At 43.8% G+C, this 13,098-nt stretch carries 11 protein-coding genes; 3 read left to right on the forward strand and 8 right to left on the reverse strand.

All coding sequences use genetic code 11. From position 1 onward, the window contains the following. The first annotated feature begins 7 nt into the window (after window positions 1–7). Both EXT47_RS21480 and EXT47_RS21485 read left to right on the forward strand, forming a co-directional pair. Complete coding sequence (locus EXT47_RS21480; protein ID WP_130127556.1) at window positions 8–2,374, forward strand: family 20 glycosylhydrolase; 2,367 nt, start codon at window positions 8–10, stop codon at window positions 2,372–2,374. A gap of 7 nt (window positions 2,375–2,381) precedes the next feature. Beyond that, window positions 2,382–3,281 carry an SMP-30/gluconolactonase/LRE family protein gene (locus EXT47_RS21485; protein WP_130127557.1) on the forward strand — a complete coding sequence of 300 codons (900 nt, stop codon included), beginning with the start codon at window positions 2,382–2,384 and terminating at the stop codon, window positions 3,279–3,281. A gap of 76 nt (window positions 3,282–3,357) precedes the next feature. On the opposite strand, the gene EXT47_RS21490 is transcribed toward EXT47_RS21485, so the two are convergent. From EXT47_RS21490 to EXT47_RS21515, 6 genes are all read right to left on the reverse strand, one after another. Further along, the gene (locus EXT47_RS21490; protein ID WP_130127558.1) at window positions 3,358–4,299 is read right to left on the reverse strand and encodes a PD40 domain-containing protein; all 942 of its coding nucleotides are present in this window, start codon (window positions 4,297–4,299) and stop codon (window positions 3,358–3,360) included. A 282-nt stretch (window positions 4,300–4,581) separates the two neighbouring features. Next, a complete protein-coding gene (locus EXT47_RS21495; protein ID WP_130127559.1) occupies window positions 4,582–5,541 on the reverse strand; it encodes a DUF3137 domain-containing protein in 960 nt (319 codons plus the stop codon). Between the two features lie 119 nt (window positions 5,542–5,660). Then, complete coding sequence (locus tag EXT47_RS21500; RefSeq protein WP_130127560.1) at window positions 5,661–6,896, reverse strand: ATP-binding protein; 1,236 nt, start codon at window positions 6,894–6,896, stop codon at window positions 5,661–5,663. A gap of 7 nt (window positions 6,897–6,903) precedes the next feature. After that, window positions 6,904–7,593 carry a response regulator gene (locus EXT47_RS21505; protein ID WP_010603913.1) on the reverse strand — a complete coding sequence of 230 codons (690 nt, stop codon included), beginning with the start codon at window positions 7,591–7,593 and terminating at the stop codon, window positions 6,904–6,906. Beyond that, window positions 7,593–7,982 carry a DUF3019 domain-containing protein gene (locus tag EXT47_RS21510; protein WP_010375649.1) on the reverse strand — a complete coding sequence of 130 codons (390 nt, stop codon included), beginning with the start codon at window positions 7,980–7,982 and terminating at the stop codon, window positions 7,593–7,595. Before EXT47_RS21510 ends, EXT47_RS21505 begins: the two co-directional genes overlap by 1 nt. Further along, window positions 7,972–8,847 (reverse strand): MipA/OmpV family protein, encoded by an 876-nt coding sequence (locus EXT47_RS21515; protein WP_226899030.1) that lies wholly within the window; start codon window positions 8,845–8,847, stop codon window positions 7,972–7,974. The genes EXT47_RS21510 and EXT47_RS21515 overlap by 11 nt, the downstream gene beginning before the upstream one ends. A gap of 210 nt (window positions 8,848–9,057) precedes the next feature. Here EXT47_RS21515 and EXT47_RS21520 point away from each other — a divergent pair, with 210 nt between their 5' ends. Further along, window positions 9,058–11,061 carry a beta-propeller domain-containing protein gene (locus tag EXT47_RS21520; protein WP_039496246.1) on the forward strand — a complete coding sequence of 668 codons (2,004 nt, stop codon included), beginning with the start codon at window positions 9,058–9,060 and terminating at the stop codon, window positions 11,059–11,061. Between the two features lie 91 nt (window positions 11,062–11,152). Here EXT47_RS21520 and EXT47_RS21525 read toward each other — a convergent pair whose 3' ends face one another. Continuing rightward, window positions 11,153–12,406, reverse strand: coding sequence for a HAMP domain-containing sensor histidine kinase (locus tag EXT47_RS21525; protein ID WP_039496248.1), 1,254 nt, complete (start codon window positions 12,404–12,406; stop codon window positions 11,153–11,155). Then, window positions 12,406–13,098: a response regulator transcription factor gene (locus EXT47_RS21530; protein ID WP_039496249.1), complete on the reverse strand. Its 693-nt coding sequence runs from the start codon at window positions 13,096–13,098 to the stop codon at window positions 12,406–12,408. Before EXT47_RS21530 ends, EXT47_RS21525 begins: the two co-directional genes overlap by 1 nt.

Below are 13,098 nucleotides of genomic sequence, written 5' to 3' on the forward strand. Positions count from 1 at the left end.
TGTCATTATGAGAACGTACTTTAGTGTTTTTTTATTCACCGTGTTGTTGCCGATTTTAACTGCTAAGGCAACGCCACTGTCGCTTATGCCCATGCCGCAACAAGTGAGTATGACCGAAGGCTCGCTGGTATTTGAAAACGAAATCAAGGTTGCGATACACGGCTTTAGTGCGCAGAGGCAGGCATTTCTGCTCGCCAGAATGCAGCAATACATTGAGCGCATTACTGGAAAACCTATTCTTTTACGGGTAGTAAAAGGTGGCAAAGCGGACTTGACCATTCGCGTGGAAAATATCGAAACCGAGTTACAGTTTCCTCAGCTGAATATGCCAGAAGACTACCAGCTTCATATTGAAGAGGATGGAATAGTGCTTAGCGCAACCTCCGTTTTCGGCGCGCAGCATGGTCTTGCTAGCCTATTACAACTAGCTCAGAGCAAGGTCTTGAGTCAGTTAACACTCCCTTACACGGCTATCAGCGATAGTCCCCGTTTCCCTTGGCGTGGGCTACTTATTGATAGTGTTCGCCACTTTATGCCAATTGCGACAATAAAGCGCCAACTCGATGGTATGGCCGCGGCAAAGCTAAACGTTTTGCACTGGCACTTAACTGATGACCAAGGCTGGCGAATGGAAAGTAAGGTGTTTCCTAAGCTAACTCAACTGGCCTCAGACGGATTGTATTATCGTCAATCAGAAGTGAAAGAAGTGATTGAGTATGCAAGCCTTTTAGGGATCCGCGTGGTGCCTGAATTTGGTATGCCGGGGCATGCAAGCGCGATTGCCGTCGCTTACCCAGAGCTGATGACTAAATCGCAACCTTATGAGATGGAGCGCCATTGGGGAGTATTTAAGCCACTGCTCAATATCGCAAGTCCTGATGTGTACATCTTTATCGACGATTTACTGGCTGAGATGACGAGTCTATTTCCAGACGGCTACCTGCATATTGGGGGTGACGAGGTAGAGCCTGAGCATTGGTTGGAAAGCCCTGAAATACAGGGGCTAATGGCAAAACATGCGTTGAAAGACGGTCATGACCTGCAAAACTACTTTAATACTCGTGTACAAAAGATTATCGCTAAGCACCAACGTGTGATGATGGGGTGGGATGAAATTTTTCATCCGGCGTTGCCTAAAGATACTGTCGTGCAGTCTTGGCGTGGTCATGATTCGCTAAATGCAATTGCAGAAGCAGGTTATCAAGGCATTTTATCAACCGGGTTTTATATTGATCAGCCGCAGTATTCATCATTTCATTACCGTAACGACCCACATCCGGTTTTACCGACAGTGGATCTCACTCAGCCGCGAGTATTAAGCTTAGCCTTTACGGTCCCACGCCTAAAAGGCAGCGCAGTCAAAGGCGAGCTTGTGGTGTTGGGTGGACAAGTGCTTATAAAGCTTAATAACAATCGCCATCAGTTAGTACAAACAGATAGGCCAATTACTAGCAAGACTCAGCAATTTACCGCAGCCATGGATAGTTGGATGGGACCGTTACAGTTTGAGTTTAATACAGCGCAGCAACAAGGCGCGGCAATGATTGGTAATAGCCGTTATCCGCTCACACTTGAGGCGCTTGAAAAACCACAGCCTGTCGAGGTTTCAACACCGTTAAGCCAAGTAAACGACGGGCGTATTTTAGGTAGTGAGGCGACCATTTGGAGCGAAATGGTCACCGAACATAATCTTGATGTCAGAATATGGCCGCGACTTTTTGTGATTGCTGAGCGTTTATGGTCCGCTAAAACGCTTACAGATAGCAAGCAGATGTATGCGCGATTGGATCATATTAGCGATTTTGCACATAACGTCATTGGCTTAGGTCATAAAACGCAGCAACAAGCGGGTTTTAATAGGCTTATCAGCACAACCTTGGATGAGCCAAAGCGCAAGGCTACGCTTGAATTACTCACTCATCTTGCAGAGCTTGTAGAACCAAGTCACTATTACACGCGTCACCATATTAAGTTCTTAAACGACGAGTATCACCAGTTTGCAGCGCTTGATAAATTTGTCGACTATGTTGCGGTTGAAAGCCGTCAGGTGAGGCTGCTTGAGGAGCGAGTCGAAAGCTATATCGCTGGTGATAACACAGCCTTAGCGCACATTGGCGCGATATTGCAACGTTGGCAAGCGGGGCTTGAGGCGTTAACTCTGTTACAGCAAAGTCCCAAACTTACAGAAGCACACTCAGCGGCGTTAACGGTGACGCAGTTTATTGCATTGAGTCAGCAAGTGCTTGAGGTTTGTAAAGGGGCTTTACAGGCTCCGCACCTAGATAGCCAGCTGCTAGCGCTGCAAAATTTAACGGATGAAGTGGTCATAACTGGAATATATCCAGTTCGAGCGCTTTACCTTCATTGTAATTAGGAAAGTCATGAGAAAGGTCATACTCAGTTTATTTTTGCTACAGAGCAGTGGTTATGTAGCTGCCAACACGGTTGTAGATACACAAGATTGGATAACGGATGGTGTTTTCACGCAAGGTATTGAGGGACCTGCGGTGGATGATGCCGGCGTGTTGTATGCGGTTAACCATCAACAGCAAGGCACCATTGGTAAAGTGACTGCGCAAGGCAGAGCGGAAACCCTGCTGACGTTAAAAAATGGCTCTATTGGTAACGGTATTCGCTTTGATAAGCAAGGAAATATGTATATAGCCGATTACGTCAATCATAACGTGCTCAAAGTCACCAAGGCGGCACTTGCTCAAGGTGGTGATTTGTCACGAACCGTGACGGTATTTGCTCACGATAATCGCATGGATCAACCTAATGACCTTGCGCTCATGGACAACGGAATTCTTTTCGCCAGCGATCCTAATTGGCAAGCCAGTAGCGGTAAACTTTGGCGTGTAAATACAAACGGAGTAGTAACCCTATTAGAAGCGGATATGGGCACCACCAATGGCATTGAAGTTAGCCCTGACAATAAAACACTTTATGTGAACGAAAGCGTGCAGCGTAAAGTATGGCGCTATGAGTTAGATGAACAAGGCAATATTAGTAACAAACAATTATTTATCTCGTTTACCGATTTTGGCTTAGATGGTATGCGCACGGACAACCAAGGCAATCTTTATATCGCCCGTTATGGTGCTGGTGTGGTCGCTGTGGTTTCACCTCAGGGCAAGCTAATGAAAGAAATTAAACTGAAAGGCAAGCACCCGACTAATGTGGCTTTTGGTGGCGAGGAGGGGAAACGCTTATTTATTACCATGCAAAAACGTGGCGCTATCGAGATGGCTGAGGTGGAGTTTGCCGGACGAGATAAATAGTTCGGCTCAGTGTAAATTAGCCATTAAAGATAGGTAACTGGCAGCTCGAAGTTGAGCTGCCATATCGAATACGCTGCTAAATCTGCTTAGTCGACTTTCCTGCAAAATAAGTTTCTTTTAGCCGGGTAATGACCTCGGTGCTTACCCAATAAATGTTTGATACATCACCGGGTTCATTATATCTACCAAAAAACAGGTATTTACCATCAGGTGTAATTCTTGGGACGGTTTCTGAATAAGGGGTATTGACCCCTTCACCTAAATTTATAGGGCTAGACCAAGTGCCATCCTGCTCCTTAAAATAGACATATAGGTCGTTATCTTTTCGACTTTTATCGCCTCTGTGACGACTATTAACCAATAGGTAATCGTTAGCGGGCGAAATAAAACCATGAAATCCAAACTCAATATCAATGGCTTTGGGAGTCGTAAGCGTGCCGTTTTTATTTTCAGCGGTATACATTTTGCGTTCTGACATATTGGAAAAAATAGTGTCGCCATTCGCGCTTTGGTTGAAGTCTGAAAACTTACCCGTATTTATTGCCGAATCGAACCTTTTAGCCTCACTCCAGCCACCTTTGCTACGGGTAACGTACCAAATTCCGGACGCTTTGGAGTCATCTGAACGCGCGGTAAAGTAAATCCGATTGCTGTTCAAACTTACATGGGGGACCAGTTCATAACTCATTATTCCACCAGTAAAATTTGCGTCTTGAGGTTGAGTCCACTGTGCGTTTTCTATTTTTGAATACATGATCCGTGGGCTTGAATCCACATTTTCTTGCTCTTCAAAGGCAGTAAAATACACTTCCGTAAGGTCGGGAGAGAACGACACGCCGAATTCATAACGACCGTTAATCGAGATGATATCGGGGGCAAAAAGCTGCGCGGTTAACCCCGGCGGTGTCTGGCCAAGCCAAGGTCCTTCTAGCGTTGGAAAGGCTTCGTTAGCATAGACATGATTGGTGAGCATGACGGCTGCAAAAAGTAAGGGGGTGGCGGGTTTTATAATATTCATGCTGTTCTCCTTAAGCGCTAGATAAACCTGCTTACAGTAGCAGGGGGTAAGCGATTTACATTATTCTCTTGAACAGAGAACACTGTATCAGCTATGGCGTAAAGCCACGTGTAAACTAATGTAAAACAATAACTAAATCACTAAATAGTTCCGTTCCTTGATTGTTAAGATTGCTACAGCGGTTGTTATTACCACCGCTGTATCCACGTTCAATTTTTGGTGGGTGTCGCTGTATTCATCGTCGGGTTATCGTATTTTCAACTACAAAAAACAAGCCTGCCGCTAGCGCACCAGGCTTTTTGCTAGATTTTCAATCAGTAAAAATTGTTTTGCGATATCTTCAGCCCAGCTGGGATCATATTCATTTTGCAGTTTTTTTGGACTAAATAAATTGGCACCATAGTCAAGAGAGATCAGTATATCGCTACCTTCTATAAACATTTGGGCTTTTACTTCGGGGATTTTTAACCCTTTTGGTAGGTTACCGGATGAAAAGAACGTTTTGACTTGCGACAATTTCGCCATATATTCTGGCGTGAGTACTTCGCGGCAGGTTTGTTCATCTTTAGCATAGACTTGATACTCTTTTTCAAAGTCTTTTTGTTCAAGTTTAACTCGCTGTAATCCTTTTAGAGATTGACGTCGACTTATCAGCATGTTCCAAAGTCCCGCATCTTGTAATACCACGATTGGAGTATCTACAGGTTCAGGCATACTCAGTTTTATAACTGCACCATTAAACAAACGTTTACTGTCATTATTCTGATGAAGCGTGCGTATATGTACTTCAGTAAAGTAAAAATGAATGCCATTCACTTCGCCGTTAAATCCATCTTCAGCTACAGCTCGTCCTCCTTCGGTTAATATACCTGCACTGATAGCTTCCTCGCAGATAAGTAAATTACCGCCGACTGAATATTCTAAGTTAAGTGCTGAAGCAATTGGCGCCATCATATAAGCTCGAGTTAACACTCCCTTAGTGAAAGACTTAAGAGAGTGTTTTAACAAAAAGTAGATAGGAATTATTGAGATTAAGAGAAAAGGCGCAAGAAATAGTAACGGGATTGCAATACCAATTGCCCACCACTTATAGCGTTTAAGCGGCTTCAATTTATTGTCAAGATCGCTATCAAAGCTAGATGTGGTTTTATCTAAATTGTAATAGGCCTCTTTTAATTGCATCTCAACACCAGCTAGGCGTGGATCAATATGATGGAGAGACCTTTGGTCTAATAAAGCCATAAACTTTCCTTGTAAGTCATGTTTAAATACAACTGGTATAAAATTTTACCCAAATAAAATGGTCAAGGTAAAATTTTTGTTTTATGCGGTATTCACCGCTATACCTATCCCTAGATAAATTAGTTTGCCAGTGGCAAAGTCAGAGTAAACTTAGCACCGCCAAGTTCAGAGAATCCGACATGGCAACTGCCGCGATGCCAAGTGGCGATTTTGCGTACGATAGCCAGTCCAAGGCCATAGCCACCGTTATCTTTGCTGCGACTTTCATCTAAGCGCGAGAAGGGAATAAAAACCGACTCCCACTGAGATTTAGGAATTCCATCACCGTCATCCTCAATATGAAGATAAGCGTTGCTTTTGTCACATTCAAGACTAATTTCGATATTTGAGCGACCGTATTTATCGGCGTTTTGCACAATATTTTGAATGGCTCGAGAGAGGTAGTGAGCGTTACCTGAGACGATAACCTGTGTGCTCTTTTTATTAAGAGTTATTTGTTTATCGGTGAGCTTACGGAGTTTGTTTATCTGGTCGTCGACAAGCGCGCAAAGATCCAGTGGTGTTACCTCAAGTTTATCTACTTCAAATTCAAGCCGTGCGTAGGCTAGCATTTCATCAATCATGGCTTCCATTTCGACCACATCATCCGCCATATCGTTTGCTTGCTCACGGCTTTGCTCTGGTAACATGGCGAGAGCAAATTTGAGTCTGGCAAGTGGAGTTCGCAGGTCGTGAGAAACCGCATTAACGAGTAGTTTTTGATTTTCAATTAGCCTTGCGACTTGAGATGCCAAATCGCGGATCTGCTCGGTTAAATTTGAAATAGCAGAAAACCGGGAATGTCGGGTCGCTTTGGGCAGTTGACCTTGAGTGAGATTTTCGGTGATATACCTCAGTTGCAATAAATCAAGCCACAAGGGCCGTATCCACAGCATAAGTAAAAATGCGAGCACGGCATAAGAAAGCAATTTGATGACCCATTGTTTATTGGCAGCTGAAGCGGCTGGTGCTAATGGCCCTAGCTGCATCAGTAATGTTGAATCAGGTACTTTGAAAGTCAGCCATGCGCGGCCTTCATCATCAAAACTCGTTAAAATACCACCTTGAACTAAAGTGCTGGCTTGTTCAGGCAGCCAAGCGACATCGTCCATGTTGAGTATTTTGAGCGTTTCTGACTCTTGGGGTAGCTGATCTGAGGAAATCGTGGATTTCAGTGTGTTGGCAACCGCTTTTGCGTGTCGCAACTCATCGGGCGCGGAGTGCACCCAATGAGACCAAATAGCTTCGCTCACTTGGTTGATGACGACAATACTGGTAAACACAGCCAAATAGAGGCTGAGTAATAGTTTTAGCACAAATACACTAGCCCCAAGCAGACTTAGAGCAGAGGTAGCCCTTGCCCCACACGGTAATAAGCCTTGCAGGTTGCTCTAGATTGTCGCCAAGTTTTTTACGTAAACGGCTAATACGTACATCAACGCTTCTATCTAATCCGTCATATTCGCGGCCAACAACATGTTTATAGATATAGTCTCGACTCAGCGTTTCGCCCGCATGGCCTGCCAATGTCTTTAGTAAATCAAATTCATAACTGGTTAGTTCAACTTCGTCACCTGCCAAGTAGACCTTACGGTCCGATTTATCTATTTGTAATTCCCCTAAGGTAATGGAGTCAGACTGAACTTCATCATTTTGTGTGCGTCTTAATAGCGCATTCAAGCGGGCAAGTAGCACATATGGCTCAACGGGCTTGATAATGTAATCATCAGCACCGATTTCAAGTCCTTTTACATGGTCGAAGTCGCTATCTTTGGCGGTAAGAAATAAAACCGGCCCTTTAAAATCACCGCGTGCAGCTTTGCAAATAGAAAAACCATCAAGGCCTGGAAGCATAATATCTAAAATTAAAATATCTGGTTTTTCGGCTTCTATCGCTTTAATGGCGTTAATACCATTGTGTAATTGAACGACTTCAAAGCCGTTATGGATTAAGAACTTTGCGGTTAACTCCGCTAGTTTTACATCATCTTCGACAAGTAATACCTTGGCCATTAAAACACACTCCAATCGCTTCTGAGTTTGCGTCTATACTGTTGGTTGACGCTTGTGTGTACTTCAATATTTTGTTTTGCAACAACGTTATTTTTAGCATCTTTTAGGGTAAAGAGCATGGACTTTGAGAGTTGGATAATTTGTGTTGACTTTGCCTCCTTGGCCTGCTCCCAGCATTGTAATTTTTGTTTTTCCTGAAATAAACATAGGTTCATTTTAGAGGGCGATTGCCAAGCAATTTTTGCCGTCATTTCACAGCGTTGCCCTGCTTGTTTCACCATACATGTAATCGGTTTTATTTCTAAATTAATGCCATTGTTGGGTTTGGTTAAAGCTCTACTTGGTGCGCTGAAAATTATAATTATGATTAAGTACAACCTAAAATTCATATTTTCCCCCGACAAAAACCGTCGCGGTATAGCTATCCTCGACTATCGGGCTATCTGTCATTGTGCTATCAAGTTGCTGATATTTGGCGTTAAATTTAAAGGTCCAAGACTCACTTACGGGATAAGAGTAGGCAAAGCTAACATAAGGTTGGAAGCTTGAACTGCCTTTATACCATAGCTCACTATTCGGTGTATCTGCTTTGTCTATGCCGTAGTAATAGTCCACCAGTTGTCGACTTTTCCATTTTAGCCCTGCCTTAATAAACACATAAGTGTTAGGTGAATTATCGAATCTAAAACGATAGCTAACTCCAACATCAGCATTGTAACCTTGATAAGTGTTGGTGATATCGGTGAGCCATGATGCGCTGATTTTTACGCTATCACTCATTATCCAGTGGGCTAAAACGCCGCCATCTATGGCCCATTTTCTCGACTCAATATCGTCTAAGGAGATAGCGGTTTGCTCTGCGGCAAATTCACCGCCAGGCAGCTCATTGCTGGCATCAAACCCCATTTTTTGCACGAATATATTACTTGGGTGAAATTTCTCGAAATAGGCCTGCTCGGTATTAAATGTGCCGATCAAGCTAAGATCAAATTTATCAGTGTAGTGAAAGGTATAGCCCAAAGTCCCATTATCAAGAAAGAGGTGTTCACCGTAATAACTAATATAGGGCACAACAACTAAGGGAATATTTTCACCGTCATGGAGTGGGTTGGAGATCACGCCGCCGCCAAGCGCAATGCCAAATCGCCATTCATCGACTGGCGTACATTCGCTGTCATTGGCGTCACATGGCACCGCCGTGGCATTTACCTGAGTGGTAATCAGCAAGGTTAAGGCCATTAATAACTTATTCAACTTGGAACTCCAGTTCTGAATTTGGGCTTTGCACTGGCTTTTTAGAGGTGTCAATCAAAGCGCATTATTACTACCAGTGTAATTTACCAGTCGCTGTACAAATTACCAGAAAGGGTAACATTAAATAACAAAACAAGTAGCGAAGATAACAGAAATTTTAGTGTGAAAGTTTAGGCTTACGTTGGCACTTAACTTACAAGGAAACATATCATGAGATGCAAAATTTGGCTCAGTCTTCCGCTTGCCGCTAGCCTTTGCGCATGTGGTGGTAGTAACGACAATGATGAAGATAAATTACCAGAACTTAACGCGCTTAATAATAGCTCTGCGCCGTTGAAGTCAGCTTCATCAGCACAGTTTAGTCAGTTTATTAAAAACGGCATTTTCGTTGCCAGCGGTGGGTTGAATAATGGCGATGATTTGGAAAATCCATCAGCAACCACAGATAGTGCACCTTACTCAGGCACCAATCAACTGGTTGAAGGGGTATCAGAAAGCGACCGGATTAAATTCGATGGCCGTTACTTATTCATCGGTGGCTCGACCAGCGTTGCATATGCGGATACTGACAGCAAAACCTTCGTTAGGATCTTAGATACAGAAGCTACGGATGTCCCTACACAAGTTAATGAATTAGCGGTATCAGATTCAGAGTTTGCAAGCCAAAATCTTTACCTTAAAAACAATCAACTCATCAGCGTATTAATGGACTATGAGTATGATTTTGCTGATGATATGTCATCGCAAGAGGTGCAACCTGAGGTCAATTATCAAGGCGTGATTGAGCTTGCTTTTAGTAACGTATCCCTACCCGCACAGGCTGAGGTCGAAAAACGCTTTCAAATTGATGGTTCACTAGTTGGCAGCAGATTAATCGGTGACAAACTCTATGTTATCGCCGACCATACTATACGCTACAGTGGTTTTAATAGCGCTGACAAAGTAGCAAGCTACAATCGCTTAATGGACACTAACATTAACGATTTATTACCTCAATTTAGAAATTTAAAGCAAGGAAGTGTAGCGCCACTGGTTGCCGCAGATGGCTGTTATTTGCCTGCCGATGCTACTGCGCAAGATGGATATAATGGCTTAACAACAGTGACTGAGATTGACATTCGCAATCCTGATGAGGTGAAAACAACTTGCGTCAGTACGCGCACCTTTGGCTTTTATATGTCTGCAACAGCTGTGTATCTTTACAATTACTCCTTTAATGACAGTGATGGTGATGTCAACACATCAATCTGGGATCCATCAGGCATAGTATTACATAAGTTATTGTTAACGGATGAAGGGGTGACATACCAAGCAACTGGTGAGGTGGAAGGTCAACTTGCTCGTGTCAGCGATACGATGGCTGCAACTCGATTTGATGAAAAAGATGGCGTTCTGCGCGTAGTAACGAGTCAGTATGATACAGATATCGGTAATAGTCATAAGTTGTATATGCTCAAACCACAAGGGAATGAACTCAACACCGTGGCGACGCTACCAAATAGCCAAAATCCAACCCCTATTGGCAAAATTAATCCGGATACAGGGCTTGTGGATGAAGACATTTATGCGGTTAGATATTTTAACGATACCGCCTATATCGTGACCTTTAGACAAATAGACCCTCTCTACGTTCTGGATTTATCTGACGCATCACAGCCTAAAATCGCGGGAAGTTTAGAGATCCCCGGTTTCTCTTCTTATTTGCACCCTGTTGGTGACGGCTTGCTTCTTGGGGTAGGTCAGCACCTTGGAGACCCTGATGGAAACGTGCAGCCCGGCACCAAAGTGAGCTTGTTTGATGTTGCAAATCCTGCTGAACCCAAGCTATTAAAAGATCATACGTTTGCAGGGGGATTTACACCGCTGGAATATGATTATCGCGCTTTGGCCATGCTAAAAGACAATGCCTCAGTAACCCGGTTCACTTTGCCGATTGTTTACTGGAATACAGAGCAAGTGAATGAAAGTAGTTATAACTGGTATAGCCAAAACGATCTCGCCGCATTTGAAATTATCTACGGCGTGGACTCAACACTCACTTATCGCGGGAGTAGCCGTGCCGAGGTAGCAACGCCCATAGCGAGTGACAAAGCACTCGGGTATACCGAAGCAGATAGAGGGCTTATTCAGGCTGATAAACTGCTTTATATCCATGGCAACTACGTGTGGCAGAGTAATTGGCAAACGCCTGCTGACAACAGTGGACCACATTAACCTAACTCCCTTTGAATATTAGGTTGTTGTACACTGTTTCGTTGCCAAGCGGTGAACTGTAGCACTGCTTACCACAGCTTCAGAGTTAACGTTACTTTTGCTGAGTCTGTATCAGCGAAACAGTGATTTTGGCCCCGCCCAGCGCGGGGCTTTTTTGAATTACAATGGTACCGCCAAAACGAGTGACTATACGTTGCACAAAGGCCAAACCAATGCCATACCCTGATTGCGATTGAGAATCGTCGCGATAAAACGGTAGTAGCACTTTGTCTCGAACCTCGTTACTTATACCTATTCCATCGTCTTCAATTATAAGCTTAACCTTGTCATTATCGACTCGGGTTGCTAGTGATACTTTAGCGTTGGCATATTTTATCGCGTTAGATAATAAGTTATTGATTAGCATGCGTAAGTACTGACCTTCACCGATGACCCAGCAAGGTTTTGACGACAGTTTTAGTGTTAAGTCATGATGGTGGGCGTTATTAGCTAACTGGCGAGTCATCGCATTCAAGTCAACAGGCTGAAGTTCCACGTCGTCAAGACGGTGCTGCAATCTTGCGTAATCTAAAATAGCATCAATCACTTGCTCCATTTCATCAAGGTTTTGGTTGATCCTATTTTCGTACTGTGTCCGCAGCTCATCATCATGAGTTTCAACCAGTGTGTCTAGCCCCATTCTTACCCTTGCAAGTGGCGTACGTAACTCATGAGAAAGTCCGCTGCTTAATAGCTTCATGTCAGTCATTAACCCGGCTATTTGTCGTGCCATTTGATTAAACGCTTGCTCAATATCCTTTAAGTACCATACCGTACCGACTTGCACGCGGGCGTTGAGTTCGCCTTTACCCAGCTGATGTGCGGCATTTTTGAGCTTTAACAGTCTGGCAATAAATGGGGTTAAAAAGGCGACGACGACAACGATAACGATAGCGTAAAATAACAAGGTCATGAGCAGGCCATATTTAGTCTGCAATTGCTTCTGCATTGTTAAAATATAGACACTTTCTTGGTTTATAAGTATGCAAGCGCTTACTGATGATTCGCTTTCGAGGTAAATAAACCGCTGTTGAGAGAGTTTGCGGCTTAAGCTCACAGGAAGTGGATAGTCGGCTCTTGGTACAAGTTGAGCGGTTAGTGTTTGGTGCAGTGGGATCGCAATAATTTGTGATTCAGGTATGTTGTCTTTAGCCATTGCGGCAATAATTGGTGCGGTTGTGCTAAGTGGATCGTAGTGGGCTTCATTATTCTCTGAGGATGAGGCGATAAGTGTGTCAAATATCAGACCTGTGATAACGCTTGCGAGCGTTAAGATGGTTAGCAAAGCAAACACGAAGCGCCACATTACCACACGTCCTTCGCCAACTGATATCCTTTACCCCATACCGTCTTTATTTTAAATGGGTTTTGGCCATCATCACCTAGCTTCTTTCTCAGTCGCGAAACACGCAAATCTATAGAGCGGTCAAACCCATCATAATCAAATCCTCTGAGTGCTTTAGTAAGCTCATCTCGGGTAACAATTTTTCCGGCTTTACTGGCAAGTACCCAAAGCGCATCAAACTCATTGCTGGATAAGTTAACGGGCTGCCCAGCAAAAGTAACGCTTCTGTCTTCTTTATTGATATAGAGAGCGCCAAACTCAAGTGTTTGTTTGGGAGCGGTATCTTGAGGATGATGGCGCCTTAATAGCGCTTTTATGCGAGTTTCTAATAACCTGCCTCTTACTGGCTTTTTGAGATAGTCGTCAGCACCCATCTCTAAGCCGATAATTTCATCAATTTCCTCATCCCTTGCTGTTAGCATTAATATTGGGATGCTTAGCGACTGACGAAGTTGCTTGCAGACTTCAAAGCCATCTAAACTTGGCAGCATACCGTCTAAAATCACCAAATCGGGAGGACAGGCTAAAACGTGCTCCAGCCCGTCTTGACCATCATGATATAGCCCCACTGAAAATCCCTTGGTAGAGAGGTAATCACTCAGCCACTGGGCCAATTCTTTATCGTCTTCTATTAGGACTAACTCGGCTACCAC

Source organism: Pseudoalteromonas sp. CO342X, from assembly GCF_004208915.1.
GTDB classification, from domain to species: domain Bacteria; phylum Pseudomonadota; class Gammaproteobacteria; order Enterobacterales; family Alteromonadaceae; genus Pseudoalteromonas; species Pseudoalteromonas maricaloris.

Coding starts and splice junctions, on each gene's coding strand:
- EXT47_RS21480 (WP_130127556.1), top strand. CDS start 8: ATGAGAACGTACTTTAGTGTTTTTTTATTCACCGTGTTGTTGCCGATT.
- EXT47_RS21485 (WP_130127557.1), top strand. CDS start 2,382: ATGAGAAAGGTCATACTCAGTTTATTTTTGCTACAGAGCAGTGGTTAT.
- EXT47_RS21490 (WP_130127558.1), bottom strand. CDS start 4,299: ATGAATATTATAAAACCCGCCACCCCCTTACTTTTTGCAGCCGTCATG.
- EXT47_RS21495 (WP_130127559.1), bottom strand. CDS start 5,541: ATGGCTTTATTAGACCAAAGGTCTCTCCATCATATTGATCCACGCCTA.
- EXT47_RS21505 (WP_010603913.1), bottom strand. CDS start 7,593: ATGGCCAAGGTATTACTTGTCGAAGATGATGTAAAACTAGCGGAGTTA.
- EXT47_RS21510 (WP_010375649.1), bottom strand. CDS start 7,982: ATGAATTTTAGGTTGTACTTAATCATAATTATAATTTTCAGCGCACCA.
- EXT47_RS21520 (WP_039496246.1), top strand. CDS start 9,058: ATGAGATGCAAAATTTGGCTCAGTCTTCCGCTTGCCGCTAGCCTTTGC.
- EXT47_RS21525 (WP_039496248.1), bottom strand. CDS start 12,406: ATGTGGCGCTTCGTGTTTGCTTTGCTAACCATCTTAACGCTCGCAAGC.